Raw genomic sequence first — 20,082 nt, forward strand, 5'->3', positions numbered from 1 at the left:
TGGCATCTTCAGGGCGCCAGACCCAGCAGGGGCTTAGTACAGCGCGGCGAACAACTTGCGACGGTACATCGTCACCAGCGGATGGTCGTTGCCCAGCAGGTCGAATACCTGCAGCAATGTCTTGTGCGGCAGGCCTTCGGCATAGTTGCGATTGCGGATGAACAGCTTGAGCAGGCCGTCCAGCGCGGCTTCGTACTGCTGACGGGACAACTGCTGGATCGCCAGTTGATGAGACGCTTCGTCATCCTGCGGGTTCTGCGCCAGGCGGCTTTTCAGCTCGGCGGCATCCGGCAGGGTGGCGGCTTCGGCGAGAAAGGTCAGTTGCGCCTTCGCGCCGGCCAGTTCGGCCTTGTGGGCGTCGCTCTTGACGGCATCCAGCACCTGACGCGCCTCACTCAGCTCGCCACGTTCTGCCAGGCAGCGCGCGTATAGAATCAGCGCCGCAGCATTGGTGTTGTCCTCACCCAGCACGACCTTGAGCATCGCTTCGGCGTCGGCAAAGCGACTTTCGGCGAACAGCGCTTGTGCCTGCTTGAGCGGATCGGCAGCGGGTGGTGGTGGCATGACCACGTGCTGTTCGAGAATCTTGCGGATTTCCGATTCCGGCTGGGCTCCGGCAAAACCGTCCACCGGCTGGCCATCCTTGAACAGCACCACGGTGGGCAGGCTGCGAATCCCGAAGCGGGCAACGATGTCCTGCTCGATGTCGCAATTGACCTTGGCGAGCAGCAATTCGCCCTGATAGCTCTCGGTGATCTGTTGCAGCAATGGCATCAGCACCTTGCAGGGCGCACACCACTCGGCCCAGAAATCCACCAGCACGGGTTGGTCGAATGACTTGTCGATCACCAACTGATCGAACGTTGCCGTGGTTGCATCGAAGATGTAAGCAGTGTCCTGGCTCATTGCGCGTCTCGGAGAATCTGAATGCCGCCAACTATAAAGCCCGCCGGGCAATGCTGAAAGCGATGTCTCGGCAAGCGGCGTGAGTGATCAGGCGATCAGGTTGGCCGAGCGCCTGTTCCAACTGTGCGAGAAGGCTTGCCGGCGACACGGGGACGGGGGGCGTTCCACTTGTCCGCGAGAGGCAGGTACATCCGACAAATAATCAGCAACTGAAACACAGTATTCGCGGACAAGTCCGCTCCCACCAGGTCCGGTGTTTGCTGCGCGACAGCGCGGCGTAGAAAACGGCGCGGGAGCTCCTGTCGAACAGGACGCAACTTACTGACCACACGCGCTTTCGTGGGAGCGAGCTTGCTCGCAAAAGGGCCAGCACATTTAGTTTCATCCATTGAGGCGTCCGGGGTCATTCGACCCGCTCATCTCTCACTCGGATGGCGGGTGTTCAGCGAACGCTCACGTGCCCGCGAAACGCCGATTGCGCGCGCACGGCATGATACAGGCTCACATCGCGAAACTCGTGCGGCTCAGCCAGGTCAGGCAGGGTCAGCGCATGCAGCATCCCAAGGCGCTGATACGCAGGATGCTGAAAATCCCGAACCCTGGAGTCGGCCACCAGCGCCTCGCGACCCCGGCTCAGAAAGTGATCGAGCAACGGCAGGTTGGCGCGGTCGTAAAGTACGTCGGCGACCAGGATCAGGTCGAAGCGGTCAGCTTCGGCGAAGAAGTCCGTCGAGTAACCCAGTTGCACGTCGTTAAGGTCGGCGTTGGCCTTGCACGCAGCGAGGGCCAAGGGATCAAGGTCACAGGCGACCACTTCAAGCGCTCCGGCCCGGGCGGCAGCAATCCCCGCCACGCCAGAGCCTGCGCCGAAATCCAGCACCCGCTTGTCTTTCACCCGGTGCGGCTGTTCAGCCAGAAAACGCGCCAGTGCCAGGCCACTTGCCCAGCAGAAACCCCAGTAAGGCGGCTCCTCCAGAATGCGGCGTGTTTCCTCGGGGCTGAAAGCGCGGTCCATGTTATCCGCACCGATCAGCCACAGCGTCAGCGACGTTTGCGGCAGCGCTGTGGCGACCAGTCGGGCATCGCCGAGCAGCTCGCCCAGCGCCTGCTGAAGGTGTTGCGGGGCGATCATGGTGCCGTGACGAACTGCAGTTGTCCCAACGCCTGCGTGCTGGCCTGCTGGATGCGCATCGACGGCAGATGCAGAATCAACTGGCCTGACTTGCTGGCGCGGCCGCGCAGCTCGACGCGTCCATCCACCGGAAAGGCTTCCGGGTTGAAGCGCAGTTGAAAGGGCAGCGACTGTCCGTTGCCTTGCAGTTTGGTGCTGGTCAGCAGTTTTTGCGGCCGGTTGCGTTCATCCACCACCAGCATCGCCAATTCGACCTCAGCGCCCGCCGGTACGCCCAGCAGTTGACCGCTGAGTTCACGTTGATAAGGCAGCAGCGGACCGGGGCCGGCAGGCACCTTGATCGCCGGTGCGGCAGGCTTGGCCGGGACCGGTTCAGGGGCGTCGTTGCTGCTGCAGGCGGCCAGCAAACCGAAAAGGCCGAATAAAAACAGAGGGCGTAGCGTCATCAAGAGCTCCACAAGACAAAAATCAAAGGCTGTACGACGCCCTGTATCGATGCAGTATTACCGAGCTCGGGCAATTTCACATCACGTTGCTGCGCGTCTATATACCGTAAACCCCAAGCCTTGTCTTGCCAGCGGGATGCGCTACCATGGCGCTCCTCATTTTTTTGTTGCCTGCCACCATGCACTGTCCCTTCTGCGGTGCCAATGACACCAAAGTCATCGATTCCCGCCTGGTTGCCGAAGGCGAGCAAGTACGCCGTCGCCGCGAATGTCTGGCCTGCGGCGAGCGCTTCACCACGTTCGAAACCGCCGAGCTGGTCCTGCCGCGCCTGATCAAGACCGACGGCAGCCGTCAGCCCTTCGATGAAGAGAAGCTGCGCGCGGGCATGCAGCGCGCCCTTGAAAAGCGCCCGGTGAGTGTCGAGCGTCTGGAAGCTGCGCTGGCGCATATCAAGCACAAGCTGCGGGCCACGGGCGAGCGTGAAGTCAAATCCCTCGTTGTCGGCGAACTGGTCATGACCGAACTGCAAAAGCTCGACGAAGTGGCCTACATCCGGTTTGCCTCGGTCTACCGGCGCTTTCAGGACCTCAACGAATTCCGCGAAGAAATTGACCGCCTGGCCCGCGAGCCGGGCAAGGAATGAGTGCATTGCTGACTGAACAGGCTGCTCTGGACGTTCATTACATGGCGCGGGCGCTGGAGCTGGCGCGCAAAGGGCTGTATTCCACGCACCCCAATCCTCGGGTCGGTTGCGTGATCGTGCGGGAAGGACAGATCGTCGGCGAAGGCTGGCACGCTCGTGCGGGCGAGCCCCACGCCGAAGTCCATGCCTTGCGTCAGGCGGGTGAACAGGCCAGGGGCGCGACCGCCTACGTCACCCTTGAGCCTTGCAGCCACCATGGTCGTACGCCGCCCTGCGCCGACGCTCTGGTCAATGCCGGGGTTGCGCGGGTGGTGGCGTCCATGCAGGACCCTAACCCTGAAGTGGCCGGTCGTGGTCTGCTGCGCTTGATGACTGCCGGCATTGCCGTGCAGTGCGGCGTGCTGGAGTCCGAGGCACGAGCGTTGAACAAGGGGTTCATCAAACGCATGGAAACCGGTCTGCCCTACGTGCGGGTCAAGCTGGCGATGAGTCTGGACGGCCGGACGGCCATGGCCAGTGGTGAAAGCCAGTGGATTACCGGGCCTGAGGCGCGCTCTGCGGTTCAGCGTCTACGCGCACAGTCGAGCGTGGTGCTGACGGGGGCTGATACGGTTCTGGCCGACAAGGCACGTCTGACCGTTCGCCCGGATGAACTGGGCCTGAATGCCGAACTGAGTGCATTGGCTGCTGCGCGCGCGCCGCTGCGGGTATTGATCGATGGGCGTCTGCGCGTGCCGCTGGACGCACCATTCTTTCAGGCGGGCAATGCCCTCGTTGCCACCTGCGCCGCTGCATCGGCCCGTGGCCGCTATCACGATGAAGGCCATGAAATTGTTGCCCTGGCCGACAGCGCCGGACACGTAGACCTGCGCAAGTTGCTCACCGAACTGGGCACGCGTGGCGTCAACGAGGTGCTGGTCGAAGCCGGTCCGCGTCTGGCGGGTGCTTTCACGCGTCTGGGGCTGGTCGACGAGTTCCAGATTTTCATCGCTGGCAAGTTTCTGGGTTCCTCGGCCCGGCCTCTGCTCGACCTGCCGTTGGCGCAGATGAGCGAAGCGCTGGAGCTGAACATCGTAGAAATGCGTGCCGTCGGCAATGACTGGCGAGTCATCGCTCTCCCTGTTCCCGTACCCGGCGTATAATTCCCGACTTTCGCCCAGCGCGAAGCCCTAGTTTTCCGGAGGACCCATGTTTACCGGCATCATCGCATCCATCGGCAGCATCCGCGCCCTGACCCCTAAAGGCGGCGATGTCCGCGTTTATGTGGAAACCGGCAAGCTCGACCTGAGCGACGTCCAGTTGGGCGACAGCATCGCGGTCAACGGCGTGTGCCTGACCGCCGTCGAACTGCCAGGCGACGGATTCTGGGCCGACGTCAGTCGCGAAACCCTTACCGTTACCGCGTTCGTCGATCTCAAGGCTGGCAGCCGCGTGAATCTGGAAAAGGCCCTGACGCCGACTACGCGTCTGGGTGGTCATCTGGTCAGCGGTCACGTCGACGGCGTGGGCGAGATCGTCTCGCGTGAAGATAACGCCCGCGCCATCCAGTTCCGGGTCCGTGCGCCCCGTGAGCTGGCCAAGTACATCGCCCACAAAGGGTCGATCACGGTCGACGGCACCAGCCTGACGGTGAACTCGATCAACGGTGCCGAATTCGAGCTGACCATCGTTCCGCACACGCTCAGCGAAACCATCATGTCCGACTATCGCCCTGGCCGTAAGGTCAACCTGGAAGTCGACCTGCTGGCGCGCTATCTGGAGCGTCTGCTGCTGGGCGACAAGGCCGCAGATCCGAGTCACGGCACCCTCACTGAAAGCTTTCTGGCCGAGAACGGCTACCTCAAATCCTGAATTGATTGAAGGGGGTGCCGCGTGGCGCTCAACAGTATCGAAGAACTGGTAGAAGACATTCGCCAGGGCAAGATGGTCATCCTGATGGACGACGAAGACCGCGAGAACGAAGGCGACCTGATCATGGCCGCCGAGTGCGTGAAGCCTGAGCACATCAATTTCATGGCGCGCTTTGCCCGTGGCCTGATCTGCATGCCGATGACCCGCGAGCGCTGCGAAACCCTGAAGCTGCCGCTGATGGCGCCGCGTAACGGTTCCGGCTTCGGCACCAAGTTCACCGTCTCCATCGAAGCCGCCGAAGGCGTGACCACCGGCATCTCGGCTGCAGACCGTGCGCGTACCGTGCAGGCCGCTGCCGCCAAGGACGCCAAGGCAGACGACATCGTCAGTCCCGGTCACATCTTCCCGCTGATGGCTCAGGCTGGCGGCACACTGGCACGCGCCGGTCATACCGAAGCGGCTTGCGACCTGGCGCGCATGGCCGGTTTCGAGCCGACAGGCCTGATCTGCGAAGTGATGAACGACGACGGCACCATGTCGCGTCGTGCAGAACTCGAGGCGTTTGCCCTTGAGCATGACATCAAGATCGGCACCATCGCTGATCTGATTCACTATCGGATGATCCATGAACGTACCGTTCAGCGGATTGCCGAGCAGCCAATGGACAGCGAGCTGGGGCATTTCAACCTGGTGACCTACCGCGACTCGGTTGAGGGTGACGTTCACCTGGCACTGACGCTGGGCAAGATCTGCGCTGAAGAACCGACGCTTGTGCGTGTCCACAACATGGACCCGCTGCGCGACCTGCTGATGGTCAAACAGCCCGGTCGCTGGAGCCTGAGAGCCGCCATGAGCGCGGTCTCCAGGGCCGGTAGCGGTGTGGTTCTGCTGCTGGGCCATCCGCTGGATGGCGACGTGGTGCTGGCCCATATTCGCGAAACGGCCGGGCAACAACCGGTCAAGACGCCGACCACTTACAGCACCGTCGGTGCGGGTTCGCAGATCCTTCGTGACCTGGGCGTACGCAAAATGCGCCTGATGAGTTCGCCAATGAAGTTCAATGCGATATCCGGTTTCGATCTGGAAGTTGTAGAATACGTGCCCTCCGAATAAATACCGGCCGGTCGAAGCGCGCAAAAGCGTGTTTTTTGCGTCCATTGACCTGACAGTTGTGATTCGTGGCCTAAAATCCTCCAAAGTCCGCCCCAAGGCGGGCTTGCTCTTTAATACGAGACTCACCGAATGACCTTGAAGACCATCGAAGGTACCTTCATCGCCCCCCAAGGCCGCTACGCCTTGGTGGTTGGCCGTTTCAACAGCTTCGTCGTGGAAAGCCTGGTGAGCGGTGCCGTTGATGCGCTGGTACGCCATGGCGTGAGCGAAAGCGACATCACCATCATCCGTGCGCCGGGTGCGTTCGAGATTCCACTGGTTGTGCAGAAAGTTGCGCAGCGTAGCGAGTTCGCAGCCATTGTCGCGCTGGGCGCGGTGATTCGGGGTGGCACTCCGCACTTCGAATACGTGGCCGGTGAGTGCGTCAAAGGCCTGTCTCAGGTTTCCATGGAATTCGGTGTTCCGGTTGCCTTCGGCGTGTTGACCGTTGATTCGATCGAGCAAGCCATCGAGCGTTCTGGCACCAAGGCGGGTAACAAGGGCGCTGAAGCCGCCTTGTCCGCCATCGAAATGGTCAGTCTGCTGTCGCAGCTGGAGGCCAAGTGATTTCCGACGATACCGATCAGTTCAACCCGCGCGATGCCAAGTCGCCCGAGGCCGCCAAAGGCAAGAGCGCCAAGCGTCGCGAAGCGCGCCAGATGGCGACCCAGGCCCTGTATCAGTGGCATATGGCAGGTCATTCGCTGAACGAAATCGAGGCACAGTTCCGTGTCGATAACGATTTCAGCAACGTTGACGGCGCTTACTTCCGTGAACTGCTGCACGGCGTCGCCACCAACAAGACCGAAATCGACACGGCGCTTTCGCCTTGCCTTGACCTGACCATCGAAGAGCTCGATCCGGTCGAGCTGGCGGTGCTGCGTCTGTCCACTTTCGAACTGCTCAAGCGCATCGACGTGCCTTATCGCGTCGTGATCAACGAAGGCATCGAACTGGCCAAGGTCTACGGCTCCACTGACGGCCACAAGTTCGTCAACGGTGTGCTGGACAAGCTGGCTCCACGCCTGCGTGAAGTCGAAGTGAAGGCTCACAAGCGCTGATCAGCGCCTGACCTTCATGGGCGAGTTCGAGCTGATCCGTCATTACTTCGCCGCGGCGCCTTGTGCGCAGGCGAGCGAAGAAGTGGCGCTTGGCATCGGCGACGACTGCGCGCTGCTGGCGTTGCCGCCCGGCGAGCAGATGGCGATCTCCACCGACACCCTGGTTGCCGGGGTGCATTTTCCGGACGTCTGCGATCCTTTTCTGCTTGGCCAGCGTGCGCTGGCGGTGTCGGCCAGTGATCTGGCGGCCATGGGCGCGCGTCCTGTCGGGTTTACCCTTGCTCTGACCCTGCCGGGCGTCGAGGCCGACTGGCTGGAAGCGTTCGCCCGTGGCTTGAGTCAGATGGCGCAGGGCTGTTCGCTGCGCCTGATCGGCGGCGACACCACCCGTGGGCCCTTGAGCCTCACCCTGACGGTGTTTGGCGGTGTGCCTGCCGGGCTTGCGCTGACGCGCAGCGGCGCTCGCGAAGGCGACCTGCTGTGCGTGGGTGGCGCGCTGGGTGACGCGGCTGCAGCCTTGCCGCTGGTATTGGGCGAGCGCAGTGCCGAGCCCTGCGTGGCCGAGCCGTTGCTGGCGCGTTACTGGTCGCCTCAGCCACAACTGGCGCTTGGTCAGGCCCTGCGTGGCAAGGCGACGTCTGCGCTGGACATCTCCGATGGCCTGCTTGCCGACTGTGGGCATATCGCCCGCGCATCGGGCGTGCGTCTGTTGATCGAGCGTGACACGCTCCCCCTGTCGGCTCAGCTACTCGGATTTTTCGATGCGCAGAACGCCAGGCAAGCGGCACTCAGTGGGGGCGACGACTATGTTCTGGCGTTCACGCTGCCCGCCGAGTACCTGGCGGGTCTACTGGACGCCGGCTGGCCTGTGCATGTCATCGGCCGGGTGATTGCGGGGCAGGGTGTAGCGCTGATCGATGCCGATGGACAGGACGTGACGCCCTCCATTCGTGGCTATCAGCATTTTCGTGGTGAGTCGTGAATGGCGGACTGATCTTCTGATGAATGGGTTCTATCGATCGAACTTTACGATCTGAATGCCCGAGAATTCAGCCTAAGCGTCTGCAGGAACCTGCTGTTACAATGCAAATCTTGCGAATTTCCAGTCTTCATACTGATTAGGAGCACACGGTGCCCGTCGTATTTGTCGCCGCTTCCAAACTGCCCACCCCTTTTGCAGAATTCGCCATGCACGGCTTTATCGAGTCGGCCACCGGGCGTGAACACGTTGTCCTGAGTCTGGGCGATGTGGCAGATGGCGCCCCTGTCCTGGGTCGTGTTCATTCCGAATGCCTGACTGGCGATGCCTTGTTCAGTCAGCGTTGCGACTGTGGGTCTCAGCTCGAAGCCGCCTTGCGCGCCATTGCCACCGAAGGCCGTGGCGTATTGTTGTACCTGCGTCAGGAAGGCCGTGGGATCGGTTTGATGAACAAGATCCGCGCTTATGAACTGCAGGATGGCGGTGCCGACACGGTCGAAGCCAACGAGCGTCTGGGTTTCGCCGCCGATCAGCGTGATTACGCGATCTGCCTGCCCATGCTTCAGCATCTGGGTATCGAGTCGCTGCGCCTGATGACCAACAACCCACGCAAGGTCAAAGCCTTGACCGAGATGGGCATCAAGGTTGCTGAGCGCGTGCCGCTGCACACGGGGCAGAACCCGCACAACAAGCTGTACCTGGCCACCAAGGCCGGCAAGCTGGGCCACATGATGGGCAACGAGCACCAGAGTGAGGTAGGTCCCGCTTGACCCGCAGTCAGGTTCGCCAGCGACTGGCAATGGCCTGGTGGCGCCAGTTGGGCCTCACCCTTGCGCCGTTGCTGGTTGTCTGTCTGTTCTTTGGCAGCAGTGAACCGATGATGGCCGTGCTGGCCATGCCGCTGTTCATCGCAGGCGTGGGCTCCATGTTCATCAGCCTCAAACCGTTCGGGGCTTACAAACGCGCCTTGATCACGACACAGACGGCACTCGATACGCCACAGGAACCCGCCGCCTGGCTGCACCTTGCAGCGGTCCGGCGTCTGGCCTTCCTGTACGCCGGGCTGCCAGCCTGGATCGCCGCAATCGCCGTTCTTTTCGGCCTGCACCCCTTGCCCGTCTGCCTGCTGGCGTTTGCCAGTGTGGTGTTGCTGTATCTCTACCGGATTCCGCAGCAGTTGGGATGAGGGTGCTGATAGAGCGCTCTTTTGTGCGAGCTTGCTCGCGAAGGCTGACTACAACGCCGTGCAGCGTCGACGATACGGCGTAAGCGTCAGCCGGGCATGCTCATCAGGCAGGCACAAAAAAAGCGCTCAATGAGCGCTTTCAATGTTCTCGCATGCATCAACCCATCAGCACCAGCCGCTGATTGATCGCCGCTTCGATCCCTTGCGCATCCAGGCCACACTCGGCCAGCATCTGCGCAGGCTTGGCGTGCTCGACGTACACATCCGGCAACCCGATGTGCAGCACTGACTTGAGGATGTTTTCCCGCGCCAGGAACTCGCTCACCGCAGCACCTGCGCCGCCCATGATTGCGTTTTCTTCAAGGGTGACCAGCAACTCGTGACTGGCAGCCGCTTCGCGGACCTGTTCTTCGTCCAGCGGTTTGACGAAACGCATATCGATGACCGTCGCATCCAGTTTCTGCGCGACGACCAGGGCTTCGGCCAGTTGCACGCCGAACACCAGAATCGCCACGCCCTGACCCTGACGACGCACGATGCCCTTACCGATCTCGACAGGCTCCAGATCCTTTTCGATCAGCGCGTTCGGCCCGGTGCCACGCGGGTAACGCACAGCGGCAGGGCCGTTGTGCAGATAACCGGTGCTGAGCATCTTGCGCAGCTCGTTCTCGTCGCTCGGTGTCATCACGACCATGCCGGGGATGCATCGCAAGTAAGACAGATCGAAGCTGCCCGCATGCGTCGGGCCGTCTTCACCCACCAGACCTGCGCGGTCGATGGCGAAGAGCACGTCGAGATTCTGCACGGCAACGTCGTGTACCAACTGATCGTAACCGCGCTGCAGGAACGTGGAGTAGATCGCGACCACCGGCTTGCTGCCTTCGCAGGCCATGCCTGCTGCCAGTGTGACGGCGTGCTGTTCGGCAATCGCCACGTCGAAATAACGTTCCGGGTAACGCTCGCTGAAATCGACCAGATCCGAGCCTTCCTTCATGGCCGGGGTGATGCCCACCAATCGTGAATCCGCTTCGGCCATGTCGCACAGCCACTGACCGAACACGCCGGAATATTTCGGGCCGCCGACCTTTTTCGGGATGGCGACAGGTGCGTTCAGCGGTTCCAGCTTGGTGATTGCGTGATAGCCGATCGGGTCCACTTCAGCCGGGCCGAAGCCTTTGCCTTTCTTGGTGACCACGTGCAGGAACTGCGGCCCCTTGAGGTCACGCATGTTGCGCAGGGTGGCGATCAGGGTCGGCAGGTCGTGGCCGTCGATAGGGCCGATGTAATTCCAGCCCAGCTCTTCGAATAGCGTGCCGGGAACCAGCATGCCTTTGGCATATTCTTCGGTACGACGGGCGATTTCCCAAGCACCTGGAAGGCGGGAAAGTACCTTCTTGCTGCCTTCACGCATGCTGGCATAGGTGCGACTGGAAAGAATCTTGGCCAGATAATTTGACAGTCCGCCCACGTTGCGCGAGATCGACATGTCGTTGTCATTGAGAATGACCAGCATGTTTGCCGCAACTTCCGGCGCATGGTTCAACGCCTCGAACGCCATGCCGGCCGTGAGCGCGCCGTCACCGATCACGGCAATGGATTTGCGGTCGCTACCTTGCAGGCGTGACGCAATGGCCATACCGAGAGCAGCACTGATCGAGGTGCTGGAGTGGCCGACGCCGAAGGTGTCGTACTCGCTCTCGCTACGGCGCGGAAACGCCGCCACACCGTCTTTCTGACGCAGTGTGGACATGCGCGCACGACGGCCCGTCAGGATCTTGTGCGGGTAGGCCTGATGGCCCACGTCCCACACCAGGCGGTCGTCCGGTGTATCGAACACGTAATGCAGCGCGATCGTCAGCTCGATGACGCCAAGACCGGCACCAAAATGCCCTCCGGTCTGGCCAACGGAGTAGAGCAGTTCCAGGCGCAGTTCATCGGCCAGTGTTTCCAGCTCGGCTTCACCCAGACGGCGAAGGCCATCCGGTGTATTGGCTCGGTCGAGCAACGGCGTAACCGGGCGCTCGCGGGGAATCTCTTTGAACGTCGTGGGCATCAGGCGAATCGTTATGAGTAAAAGAGGCGGCAGTTTACCTTATGCATCGCAAGCTGCCCATGAAGTGCATCAGTGGCGTCCGGCAGCACCGGACCTGATGACTGTGACCGGATGAACCGTGGTTGATTCACCCGATTTCGATAGTCGGTCATTCTGATCAGTGGCGGCGTTCGACGATGTAACGGGCCAGCTCGCGCAAAGGCTGCGCAGCGTCGCCGAACGGCTCCAGCGCCGCCAATGCCTGGTCGCGCAGTTCCAGCGCATAGCCCTTGGCTGCTTCAAGCCCCAGCAGGGCAGGGTAGGTCGGCTTGTCGCGCGCGATGTCGGCACCCTGACGCTTGCCGAGGGTGGCGGTATCGCTTTCCACGTCGAGAATGTCGTCCTGCACCTGAAAGGCCAGGCCTACCGCTCGGGCATATACTTGAAGTGCATCAAGTTGTGTCTGATCGGCACGACCGCTGGCCAACGCGCCGAGTCGCACGCTGGCTTCGATCAGCGCGCCGGTCTTGTGGCGATGCATGTATTCCAGCGCCGCCTGATCCAGCTTCAAACCCACCGAACCCAGATCGATCGCCTGCCCACCGACCATTCCGGCAGGGCCTGCCGCGACGGCCAGGGCGCTGACCATCTGCAGACGGGTCTCTGCATCACGCGTGGTCAGGTGCGGGGCGAGCAGGGCAGTGAACGCCAGGCTTTGCAAACCATCGCCTGCCAGAATGGCGCAGGCCTCATCGAACGCCTTGTGTGTGGTGGGCTGGCCACGGCGCAGGTCGTCATCGTCCATCGCAGGCAGATCATCGTGCACCAGTGAGTACGCATGGATCAGCTCGACCGCGCAGGCGGCGCCGTTGGCGTCCTCCGCCACGCCGCCCAGTGCTTCACAGGCGGCGTAAGCCAGCAGCGGGCGCACGCGCTTGCCGCCATTCATCACGCTGTAGCGCATGGCATCGTAGAGGCGGGTCAATTCAGGGCTGGGTGCCTGGAACAGGCCTTCAAGGGCCGCGTTGACGCGAACCTGGCTTTGCGCTTGATAGCTCGCAATCATTCAGGCAATTCCGCGTCGTCAAAGGGCTCTTCGGCCAGCTCGCCGTCGCGCTCCAGAAGCACTTGAACCTTCTGCTCGGCAGCCGTCAGGGCGCTCTGGCAATCGCGGGTCAGGCGCACACCTTGTTCGAAGGCGGTGAGGGAGTCTTCCAGCGACAACTCGCCATTCTCCAGCCGCTCTACCAGCGTTTGCAGATCAGCGAGAGACTGTTCGAAATCCAGTGCAGCTTTCTTGCGGGCCATGGGGGCATTTCCGGTAGAGATTAAACCGGGCGACACTAGCAGAGCGTCGCCGTTGGGGCAAATGACAGCGGCCTGTTCCACAACCTGATGGCAACGCCGCAGCGCCATCACACGGGGCTACCAGGGTCAGACTGCAGCAAAAGCGCGCTGCAGGTCGGCGATCAGGTCATCCGGGCTTTCCAGACCGATTTGCAGGCGCAGCATCGGGCCGTAGCCACGATCAGGGCCATGCTGCTCGATTTCGGTAATCAGGCTTTCAAAGCCGCCCCACGAATAACCGATCCCGAACAGAGTCAGAGCGCTCACAAAGCGGTCCAGCACCTGACCATCAGCCGTCTTGAATTCGAAGCTGAGCAAACCGTTACAACCGTGGAAATCCCGCTTCCAGATGGCATGGCCCGGATCATTCGGCAGCGCCGGATACAGCACCCGCGCCACCTGCGGTTGTTCCAGCAGCCACTGCGCAACCTGCAGAGCATGACGCTCGTGCATCGCCATGCGCGCGGCCAGACTGCGAGCACCGCGCAGCACCAGATACGCATCATCCGGGCTGACCGTGTTGCCGACGGCAGTGTTCATGGTCTTGAGGGTTTTCCAGTGAGCTTGGGTCACGCTCACACTGCCCATCATTACGTCCGAGTGCCCGGCAACGTACTTGGTCAGGGCCATCAACGAAATGTCCGCGCCCAGCGTCAGCGGCTTGAACAGAACACCCGAGCCCCAGGAGTTATCCACAGCCAGCAGCAGATTTCTCGCTTTGCACAGCCTCGACAACGCGGGCAGGTCGCACATGTCAAACGTCAGCGAGCCCGGCACTTCGGCGTAGATCATGCGTGTGTTGGGTTTGATCAGGGACTCGACATCGCTGCCGTCCGCCGCGTAGTAATCGAATTCGATGTTGAACGCCGTCAGCATCGTGTTCGCCAGGCGCCGCACCGGCCCGTAGACCGACTCGGTCATCAGGACATGATCACCGGGGCGCAGAAACGACTGAAACATCTGCGCCACGGCCGCCAGACCTGTGGGATACAGGCATGTGCCATGGGCGTTTTCCAGTTCGTTGATCAAATCCTGCAAGGCAAACGCTGTCGGGTTGCCATTGGCGCCGTAGGTCAACGAACGCTCAGGCCCCGCTGTACGCACTTCCGCCTCGCGCAAGCTGGCGAGGCTGTCGAACAACACCGTACTGATCCGAACGACCGGCGGATTGACCGACAACCCTGGTCCACTGCCTGCGCTACGGCCGCGTTGCGACAGGGCGGTGTGGGCGCGAGGGTCTTTGTCGTGCGGCATGCGGGGCTCCGGAAATCAAATGGCGGATGAACAGCGAACAAGGTTAAGCGATGTTGGCGAGGGTGTCGGCATTGCCGGCACCCTCGCGCTGAAGTGATGCCTCATTTATCCAGATCAGACGCCTGATGACGCTCGGGAACCTGCTCCGACGCCTCGCCCCAGGTCCGATTGACCTTCTTGCCGCGAATCACAGCAGGCCGGGCCGCGATCTCTTCAGTCCAGCGAATCAGATTTGGGTACTCGTGCACCGACAGGAATTCCGCCGCCGAATAAACCTTGTCCTGCACCAGCGCGCCGTACCACGGCCATACAGCGATATCGGCGATGGTGTACGTATCACCCGCCAGATAACGGCTCTCTCCCAGTCGACGATTCAGCACATCCAGCTGACGCTTGGCTTCCATCGCAAAACGGTTGATCGGGTATTCCATTTTCTCAGGCGCGTACGCATAGAAGTGCCCGAACCCACCGCCCAGATACGGCGCCGCACCCATCTGCCAGAACAGCCAGTTCAGTGTCTCGGTCCGCCCGGCCAGGTCGGCAGGCAGAAAGCTGGAAAACTTCTCCGCCAGGTACAACAGAATCGATCCCGATTCGAACACGCGCACCGGCGTGTCGTGACTGCGATCCAGCAGCGCAGGAATCTTCGAGTTCGGATTGACCTCGACAAACCCGCTGGAGAACTGATCGCCCTCGGAGATTTTGATCAGCCACGCGTCGTACTCCGCGCCGCTGTGCCCCAATTCCAGCAGCTCCTCCAGCATGATCGTGACCTTCACCCCGTTCGGCGTGGCCAGCGAATAAAGCTGCAGCGGATGCTTGCCGACCGGCAGCTCCTTGTCGTGTGTAGGGCCTGCGGTAGGGCGATTGATGTTGGAAAAGGTGCCGCCTGATGCTGCTTCGTGCTGCCAGACCTTGGGCGGGGTGTAGGGCGTGTGGGTCATGAAGTGGGGGCCTCGGTGAGTGGGAGGAGGGAGGAACCGTCAGGGGGCTTGTCGCCCGCGCCATTGCCGATGGACTTGCCGGTTGGCAGGGAAGTTCAGCGGGCTTCAGTCTGCGGCGTCGGGCCGTTGACGACAAGGCTATTGCCTATCGCATAGACGGTACAAGCCGGCTCGTCACCAGAAGCGTACTTCTGACACCGTTCGATCGCTGTTGCGCTGGCCTCTCCCCGTGTGCGCTCACCTTTACTCCAGGCCCAGGCACCCCTGCCGTTGCTCGCGAACGCTTTCTCGTAAGACCGGTTTTCCATGTACGCCTGCCACGACTCCTTTCCTGAGGCATTGAGGTTTGCAGGTGCAGGCAGATTGATGACGGCCAGCGGAGCAAGCTCTTTATAGGGCAGATCATGCCTGCTCAGGAAGTCAGCGACCTTGGGCCACCAGAGTTGCTCGGGTGCCCACTCGAATAAATAATGGCCATCGTTTTCAAAGGCAGGTGCCTCCAGGAACTCACCCGAGCCTCCGGCTGAAACATAGGTATTGAACATTTCTGTACTCAGGGGGCGCGGAAATACCTTGTCATTGGCGGCATACATCCAAAGCGTAGGCAGGCGAGAGTTTTTGCCATAGTCCGAAAGTGCACTTAATAGATGTTCCTTGTCGCAGACTTCACCGGAGTTTGTTGCGCCACGTCCGCCATCAAAGTTGATGACCGCCCGCACCCCCGGGGTGTTCTCGGCGCCAGCAGCCAGCACCGAAAAACCTCCCGCAGAATGCCCTATGAGTACGGCTTCATCCGGGGCCGACCAAGGCTCAAGCCGAACAGCCTGCAGGGCCGCGATGAGATCGTCGGCTGCACGTTTGCCGGCCCCTGCATGATTGGGGTGTTGACACGTGCCCCCTTGGTATTCCGGGCGGCCTGAAGACCTTCCATAGCCTTGACGCATGACCACGACAGAGGCGTAGCCATGACGGGCAAATGCGATGGCGGCCAATGAAAAACGGTTAGGGCTGATAACACGATCAGTCTGATCACCATCCGTGCCGTGGGTGATCAACGCAATCGGCCAGGACCCAGGCGTGTCTGGACGGGTGACAAAGGCATCCAGTGTTGCCGTCTGCCCGTCAGAAAAGCGGACATTCAGAACAAGAGGCTCCCTGATCAAACCGTCAATCTGATCGTAGGTATCGGACGCCTGTGCCCTGACGAGTGATGTAAAGGCAAGCATGTACATCAGCCCTACCCATGTAACAGACGACTTTTTAAAAGCCATGTCACGCGCCTCCTCAGTGAGCGGAAAGCCTGCGTCGATTCAGACAGCCTGAAAAGCAAGGTATCAGACAGGCTTTTCTTCGATATGAACATGCCTTGCTGACAGTTTCTGGCACCAGGATTCAAAGGGCCTTTGCGAGAGGCTCTCTGACGGATGCGGATGCGGATGCGGATGGTGACAGGTGCGCTGTGAATTACTCAGACCGTTACGCACGCCCGCAGTCGGTTCAGGCATAGCGACTCTTATCGGGTCTGAGCCGCAACGGATACATTTTTTTCAGTCATTAAAAAGCCGGTTTGTGGGCGGCTCTATTTAAGTGTAAATAATTGATTTTAAAGGTTTTATTTATAGGTAATGACCGCAACCCCACATTTGTCTCCACACATCTGCGATAGAGATCATTTTTGTCGGTAGAGGTATCCGGTACCTGATCGCATACATGATGGCCTTTTGGCAAAAATGTGTGCAATGCTGGGTTGCTGCTCCGCCGATCTTGCCGATCTTGGAGCTCTTAGGGCTGCTCTCAGTGTGGACAGCCAACTCTGACCCCATATTTCACCGGAAGATCTGAATTTAGACCATTTAAGGATGAAAGATGAAAAAAATGGGAAAGTTTTACCCGTCATTTGTCGGTAATAATGAGCGTTACTCTAGCGAAGATTGCCTATGCATTGAGTCAGTCGTGAAGCGATTGATGAAAAGCCAGACCAGTGAAGACCATCCGGGGATGTTGCTTGGAAAGATCCAGTCGGGCAAGACAAAAATATTTCTAGCTGTCATGGCTCTGGCTTTCGACAATGATTTTGATATTGTCGTAGTATTGACAAAAGGTACGCGCGCGCTGGCAAAGCAAACCTACGCACGTATTAAGAGTGAGTTTAAAGAGCATGCGGACAACGATCTGCTAAACGTTTTTGATATCATGACAATGCCAAGTCATCTCACCGGCTTTGAGTTAAGTCAAAAGCTGGTTTTAGTCGTCAAAAAGCAAACAGATAATCTCGGGCGGCTTATAGCGCTCTTTGATAAAAAATATCCAGAACTTCAAGATAAAAGAGTTTTAATAATCGATGATGAGGCCGATTACGCTAGTGTTGGATTTAAAAAGGCCAAAGGTGAGCTCGATATAAATACAACAGCTCGCCAGCTTGAAAACCTGCGGAGGCTCGTCCAGCGCGCTGCATTTTTACAAGTTACAGCGACTCCTTACTCGCTATATTTACAGCCAGCAACAATTCAGATTAAGGGCGACGTATTTGCGCCAGTACGCCCAGCATTTACCGCTTTGGTACCAGTTAACGCCGCGTATATTGGTAGTGAATATTATTTTGAAGACAGTCAAGAAGACAGCCATTTAGCGACGTTTCTTTATCAGCCCGTACATCTTGACGAGCTTCAGGTGCTTCGTAAAAAAGATGGGCGACGTTTGAAGTTAGAAGAAGTGCTGAGTAGTAAGGCTATCTCCACATTACGTGATGCACTCTGTAATTTTATTGTGGGAGGCTGCATACGTCGTTTACAAGATAAAAAGATAGGGCAGGCTGGTAAAAAATATAGCTTTTTAGTGCATACTGAGTCTAATAAAATAGCGCATGCATGGCAAGAGGAGTTGGTTGAAAAGATTAAGGAGAAGCTGAATGAGGCCGCAGCAGCTAAGTCAAGCGTGCTTGTCGAACTGATAAAGCGATCTTATCAAGGTCTTCGGCTTTCTGTGGAGTTTCAGGGGGATCATCTACCGACCGAAGCCGAGGTAGCAAAAGAAGTTCTTAACGCCCTCCGTCAAGATTGGTTGATGATTACTAAAGTCAACTCCGAGAAACAGATCGAAGAGCTTCTAGATGATGATGGTCAGCTTAAGCTCCGCACGCCTTTGAATATTTTTATTGGCGGGCAGATCCTTGATCGTGGTATCACGATAGCGAATTTGATTGGATTTTACTATGGGCGCAAGCCTAACATATTTCAGCAAGATACAGTTTTGCAACATTCGCGGATGTTCGGATTCCGTCCTTTGCAAGATTTGGCGGTTACGCGTTTTTATACAGAGCCAACGATATATGTCGCTATGCAGCGTATGCACGAGAACGACGTGGCGCTGCGTGAGGCACTTTCAAAAAATCCTGAGCAGCCAGTAGTTTTCATTCAAAAGGGGCCAGGTAATAGTGTGCTTCCATGTAGTCCAAACAAGATTGCATTATCGCGCACCACTACTCTAAAACCGCACAAGCGTATTCTACCTGTAGGGTTTCAGACATTATCAAAAACAAGTTTGAAGCCCATCACTGAGAAGATTGATAAAGCTCTAAAGGACTTGGTTGGTGAAAATGTTTTGACTCAGCCAATACTCATAGATGTCAGTCGAGCTATCGAGCTACTTGATATGACGCAGGCTGCATTCAAGTTTGATCCTGGGTATAGTTTTGATTGGAGTGCAGCTCGTTCAACTTTGACTTACTTGTCAGGGCTGAGCAAGGGGGCTGGTGCGAACAAAGTATGGCTGATGACTTATAGTGATCGTAATGTCAGTCGCTTGGCTGGAAAAACTTCTCACGCCGAGTATATTGAACCAGACTCAACGCGTACAGAGGGCAAAATTCGTATCGGATTCGCGCTCGACAATCCCATTATCATTCTTATCCGCCAGAATGGTAACGAGCTACCACAAGGTTGGCGTGGTGGAGCCTTTTGGTGGCCTGTAATTTCAGCGCAATCGAATACTCGAACAGCTATATTCGCTCATGAAACGCTAAGTAATGACTAAGTTTTAAACTGAGTTTCATTGTGGCGCAGTTACGATAATGATGGGTTCCCTCCTCTCCAGCGGCGGCCGGTTATCTCACCGGTGCTTCTGGGAGGCTACAACCTGCTCCAACACACTCTAGCTCGAAAAGGCTGGAGTTTTGCTTCACAAAGATAGGCTGCGGGCCTAGGGCATGCCCGTTCGGCGTGAGGGTGAGAGCTTCCTTTAGACGTGCGCAGTATTTTGCTAAGGTATCCCCTGGGGGTAGGGCGTGGCCGCTCCTAAAGGTTGCCCCTTGGCGCTTCGATCACCATTTTTAGGACGTGTCGCGTGACTCCAGAGCATAAGCAGCTTGCAAGAATTATGTTTCAGCTGAAGGTGCACAGGTCGGAAGGCTTTGAGTACGAGAACCTCTTCGGTCAAGTAATGGGATATGCTAGGCCGGGTTTTAAAAAAGTGAAGCCCTACGGTAATCAAGGGGATCGAGGAAACGATGCCTACGAGCCTGAGATTGGACGATACTATCAAGTATTCGCGCCTGAGAATGCGAAAACCAGCAAGTCCGCCGCCATAAAGAAAGCTCAGACTGATTTCGAACAGAAGCTATTGCCCTACTGGGGGGAGTTCTGCACTCCACAAGAGTATTATTTCGTCTTAAATGATAAGTACGGCGGAACGATCCTAGATGTAGAAAAAGTTTTGTCGGAAATAAAGAATGCTCATGGGTTGAACGAAGCCAGGTCCTATTTGAGCAAAGATTTAGGGAATCTCCGAACAAGTCCCCAAATGTGATGAAATACGCCTGACCACCTGATCCGAGCCGCCCATGAGCCAGATGAGCTTTTCCGATTTCGAATATGCCGGCAAGCGCAAGCAGACACGCCGCGAACGCTTCCTCGCCGAGATGGATCAGGTCGTGCCCTGGACAGGTCTACTGGGCCTGATCGAGCCGTTCTACCCCAAGGCCGGCGGTGGTAGAAAACCTTATCCTCTGGAAACCATGCTGCGCATTCATCTGTTGCAGAACTGGTTCTCCCTGAGCGACCCGGCCATGGAAGAAGCGCTCTACGAAATCACGCCCATGCGCCAGTTTGCACGCCTGACCTTGAGCGCCCCGATACCTGAAGACACCACGAT

General features: G+C 58.6%; 21 protein-coding genes. 12 read left to right on the plus strand and 9 right to left on the minus strand.

Going from position 1 to position 20,082, the window contains the following annotated elements; all coding sequences use genetic code 11:
• Window positions 1–33: 33 nt before the first annotated feature.
• From trxA to BUB69_RS26595, 3 genes are all read right to left on the minus strand, one after another.
• The gene (gene trxA / locus BUB69_RS26585; protein WP_073172787.1) at window positions 34–906 is read right to left on the minus strand and encodes a thioredoxin; all 873 of its coding nucleotides are present in this window, start codon (window positions 904–906) and stop codon (window positions 34–36) included.
• Window positions 907–1,348: 442 nt separating this feature from the next.
• A complete protein-coding gene (locus tag BUB69_RS26590) occupies window positions 1,349–2,038 on the minus strand; it encodes a class I SAM-dependent methyltransferase (RefSeq protein WP_073172790.1) in 690 nt (229 codons plus the stop codon).
• Entirely contained in the window at window positions 2,035–2,484 is a 450-nt protein-coding gene (locus BUB69_RS26595; RefSeq protein WP_073172794.1) for a YbaY family lipoprotein, read from the minus strand. Before BUB69_RS26595 ends, BUB69_RS26590 begins: the two co-directional genes overlap by 4 nt.
• Before the next feature lie 179 nt (window positions 2,485–2,663).
• Between BUB69_RS26595 and nrdR the strand changes: the two genes are divergently transcribed.
• The 9 genes from nrdR to BUB69_RS26640 all read left to right on the plus strand — a co-directional run bounded on the left by nrdR (window position 2,664) and on the right by BUB69_RS26640 (window position 9,357).
• Entirely contained in the window at window positions 2,664–3,128 is a 465-nt protein-coding gene (gene nrdR, locus BUB69_RS26600; RefSeq protein WP_073172839.1) for a transcriptional regulator NrdR, read from the plus strand.
• The gene (gene ribD, locus BUB69_RS26605) at window positions 3,125–4,270 is read left to right on the plus strand and encodes a bifunctional diaminohydroxyphosphoribosylaminopyrimidine deaminase/5-amino-6-(5-phosphoribosylamino)uracil reductase RibD (protein ID WP_073172797.1); all 1,146 of its coding nucleotides are present in this window, start codon (window positions 3,125–3,127) and stop codon (window positions 4,268–4,270) included. The genes nrdR and ribD overlap by 4 nt, the downstream gene beginning before the upstream one ends.
• Before the next feature lie 46 nt (window positions 4,271–4,316).
• Window positions 4,317–4,979, plus strand: coding sequence for a riboflavin synthase (locus tag BUB69_RS26610; RefSeq protein WP_073172800.1), 663 nt, complete (start codon window positions 4,317–4,319; stop codon window positions 4,977–4,979).
• Window positions 4,980–5,000: 21 nt separating this feature from the next.
• Window positions 5,001–6,092, plus strand: coding sequence for a bifunctional 3,4-dihydroxy-2-butanone-4-phosphate synthase/GTP cyclohydrolase II (ribBA, locus tag BUB69_RS26615; RefSeq protein ID WP_073172803.1), 1,092 nt, complete (start codon window positions 5,001–5,003; stop codon window positions 6,090–6,092).
• Window positions 6,093–6,221: 129 nt separating this feature from the next.
• The gene (gene ribH / locus BUB69_RS26620) at window positions 6,222–6,698 is read left to right on the plus strand and encodes a 6,7-dimethyl-8-ribityllumazine synthase (RefSeq protein WP_002555427.1); all 477 of its coding nucleotides are present in this window, start codon (window positions 6,222–6,224) and stop codon (window positions 6,696–6,698) included.
• A complete protein-coding gene (nusB, locus tag BUB69_RS26625; protein WP_004883745.1) occupies window positions 6,695–7,192 on the plus strand; it encodes a transcription antitermination factor NusB in 498 nt (165 codons plus the stop codon). Before ribH ends, nusB begins: the two co-directional genes overlap by 4 nt.
• A 16-nt stretch (window positions 7,193–7,208) precedes the next feature.
• Window positions 7,209–8,174 (plus strand): thiamine-phosphate kinase, encoded by a 966-nt coding sequence (gene thiL / locus BUB69_RS26630; protein ID WP_073172806.1) that lies wholly within the window; start codon window positions 7,209–7,211, stop codon window positions 8,172–8,174.
• A 149-nt stretch (window positions 8,175–8,323) separates the two neighbouring features.
• A complete protein-coding gene (gene ribA / locus BUB69_RS26635; RefSeq protein ID WP_024688400.1) occupies window positions 8,324–8,941 on the plus strand; it encodes a GTP cyclohydrolase II in 618 nt (205 codons plus the stop codon).
• Window positions 8,938–9,357, plus strand: a complete 420-nt coding sequence (locus tag BUB69_RS26640) for an MFS transporter (RefSeq protein WP_073172810.1) — start codon at window positions 8,938–8,940, stop codon at window positions 9,355–9,357. The genes ribA and BUB69_RS26640 overlap by 4 nt, the downstream gene beginning before the upstream one ends.
• A 157-nt stretch (window positions 9,358–9,514) precedes the next feature.
• Here BUB69_RS26640 and dxs read toward each other — a convergent pair whose 3' ends face one another.
• The 6 genes from dxs to BUB69_RS26670 form a co-directional block, all read right to left on the minus strand.
• Window positions 9,515–11,410, minus strand: a complete 1,896-nt coding sequence (gene dxs, locus BUB69_RS26645; protein WP_073172813.1) for a 1-deoxy-D-xylulose-5-phosphate synthase — start codon at window positions 11,408–11,410, stop codon at window positions 9,515–9,517.
• A 157-nt stretch (window positions 11,411–11,567) separates the two neighbouring features.
• Window positions 11,568–12,455, minus strand: a complete 888-nt coding sequence (locus tag BUB69_RS26650; protein WP_073172815.1) for a polyprenyl synthetase family protein — start codon at window positions 12,453–12,455, stop codon at window positions 11,568–11,570.
• Window positions 12,452–12,697, minus strand: coding sequence for an exodeoxyribonuclease VII small subunit (locus tag BUB69_RS26655; RefSeq protein WP_004883751.1), 246 nt, complete (start codon window positions 12,695–12,697; stop codon window positions 12,452–12,454). The genes BUB69_RS26650 and BUB69_RS26655 overlap by 4 nt, the downstream gene beginning before the upstream one ends.
• A gap of 126 nt (window positions 12,698–12,823) precedes the next feature.
• Window positions 12,824–13,990, minus strand: coding sequence for a cystathionine beta-lyase (gene metC, locus BUB69_RS26660; RefSeq protein ID WP_073172818.1), 1,167 nt, complete (start codon window positions 13,988–13,990; stop codon window positions 12,824–12,826).
• Between the two features lie 101 nt (window positions 13,991–14,091).
• Window positions 14,092–14,934, minus strand: coding sequence for a glutathione-dependent disulfide-bond oxidoreductase (gene yghU / locus BUB69_RS26665; protein WP_073172821.1), 843 nt, complete (start codon window positions 14,932–14,934; stop codon window positions 14,092–14,094).
• A gap of 95 nt (window positions 14,935–15,029) precedes the next feature.
• Window positions 15,030–16,205: an alpha/beta hydrolase family protein gene (locus tag BUB69_RS26670; RefSeq protein ID WP_073172823.1), complete on the minus strand. Its 1,176-nt coding sequence runs from the start codon at window positions 16,203–16,205 to the stop codon at window positions 15,030–15,032.
• Between the two features lie 595 nt (window positions 16,206–16,800).
• On the opposite strand from BUB69_RS26670, the gene BUB69_RS26675 reads away from it, so the two are divergent.
• From BUB69_RS26675 to BUB69_RS26685, 3 genes are all read left to right on the plus strand, one after another.
• The gene (locus BUB69_RS26675; RefSeq protein WP_073172827.1) at window positions 16,801–18,966 is read left to right on the plus strand and encodes a Z1 domain-containing protein; all 2,166 of its coding nucleotides are present in this window, start codon (window positions 16,801–16,803) and stop codon (window positions 18,964–18,966) included.
• Window positions 18,967–19,275: 309 nt separating this feature from the next.
• A complete protein-coding gene (locus BUB69_RS26680) occupies window positions 19,276–19,737 on the plus strand; it encodes a hypothetical protein (RefSeq protein WP_141121914.1) in 462 nt (153 codons plus the stop codon).
• Window positions 19,738–19,771: 34 nt separating this feature from the next.
• Window positions 19,772–20,082, plus strand: a 311-nt coding sequence (locus BUB69_RS26685; protein ID WP_141121915.1) for a transposase, incomplete at its 3' end; no start/stop codon positions are given.

Origin of the sequence: Pseudomonas asturiensis, assembly GCF_900143095.1 — a bacterium.
In the GTDB taxonomy this organism is placed as follows: Bacteria; Pseudomonadota; Gammaproteobacteria; order Pseudomonadales; family Pseudomonadaceae; genus Aquipseudomonas; species Aquipseudomonas asturiensis.

Bases quoted from the DNA above. Each gene is read 5' to 3' on its own strand.
- trxA (WP_073172787.1), bottom strand. From the start codon at position 906: ATGAGCCAGGACACTGCTTACATCTTCGATGCAACCACGGCAACGTTC.
- BUB69_RS26590 (WP_073172790.1), bottom strand. From the start codon at position 2,038: ATGATCGCCCCGCAACACCTTCAGCAGGCGCTGGGCGAGCTGCTCGGC.
- BUB69_RS26595 (WP_073172794.1), bottom strand. From the start codon at position 2,484: ATGACGCTACGCCCTCTGTTTTTATTCGGCCTTTTCGGTTTGCTGGCC.
- nrdR (WP_073172839.1), top strand. From the start codon at position 2,664: ATGCACTGTCCCTTCTGCGGTGCCAATGACACCAAAGTCATCGATTCC.
- ribD (WP_073172797.1), top strand. From the start codon at position 3,125: ATGAGTGCATTGCTGACTGAACAGGCTGCTCTGGACGTTCATTACATG.
- BUB69_RS26610 (WP_073172800.1), top strand. From the start codon at position 4,317: ATGTTTACCGGCATCATCGCATCCATCGGCAGCATCCGCGCCCTGACC.
- ribH (WP_002555427.1), top strand. From the start codon at position 6,222: ATGACCTTGAAGACCATCGAAGGTACCTTCATCGCCCCCCAAGGCCGC.
- thiL (WP_073172806.1), top strand. From the start codon at position 7,209: ATGGGCGAGTTCGAGCTGATCCGTCATTACTTCGCCGCGGCGCCTTGT.
- dxs (WP_073172813.1), bottom strand. From the start codon at position 11,410: ATGCCCACGACGTTCAAAGAGATTCCCCGCGAGCGCCCGGTTACGCCG.
- BUB69_RS26650 (WP_073172815.1), bottom strand. From the start codon at position 12,455: ATGATTGCGAGCTATCAAGCGCAAAGCCAGGTTCGCGTCAACGCGGCC.
- BUB69_RS26655 (WP_004883751.1), bottom strand. From the start codon at position 12,697: ATGGCCCGCAAGAAAGCTGCACTGGATTTCGAACAGTCTCTCGCTGAT.
- metC (WP_073172818.1), bottom strand. From the start codon at position 13,990: ATGCCGCACGACAAAGACCCTCGCGCCCACACCGCCCTGTCGCAACGC.
- yghU (WP_073172821.1), bottom strand. From the start codon at position 14,934: ATGACCCACACGCCCTACACCCCGCCCAAGGTCTGGCAGCACGAAGCA.
- BUB69_RS26670 (WP_073172823.1), bottom strand. From the start codon at position 16,205: ATGGCTTTTAAAAAGTCGTCTGTTACATGGGTAGGGCTGATGTACATG.
- BUB69_RS26675 (WP_073172827.1), top strand. From the start codon at position 16,801: ATGAAAAAAATGGGAAAGTTTTACCCGTCATTTGTCGGTAATAATGAG.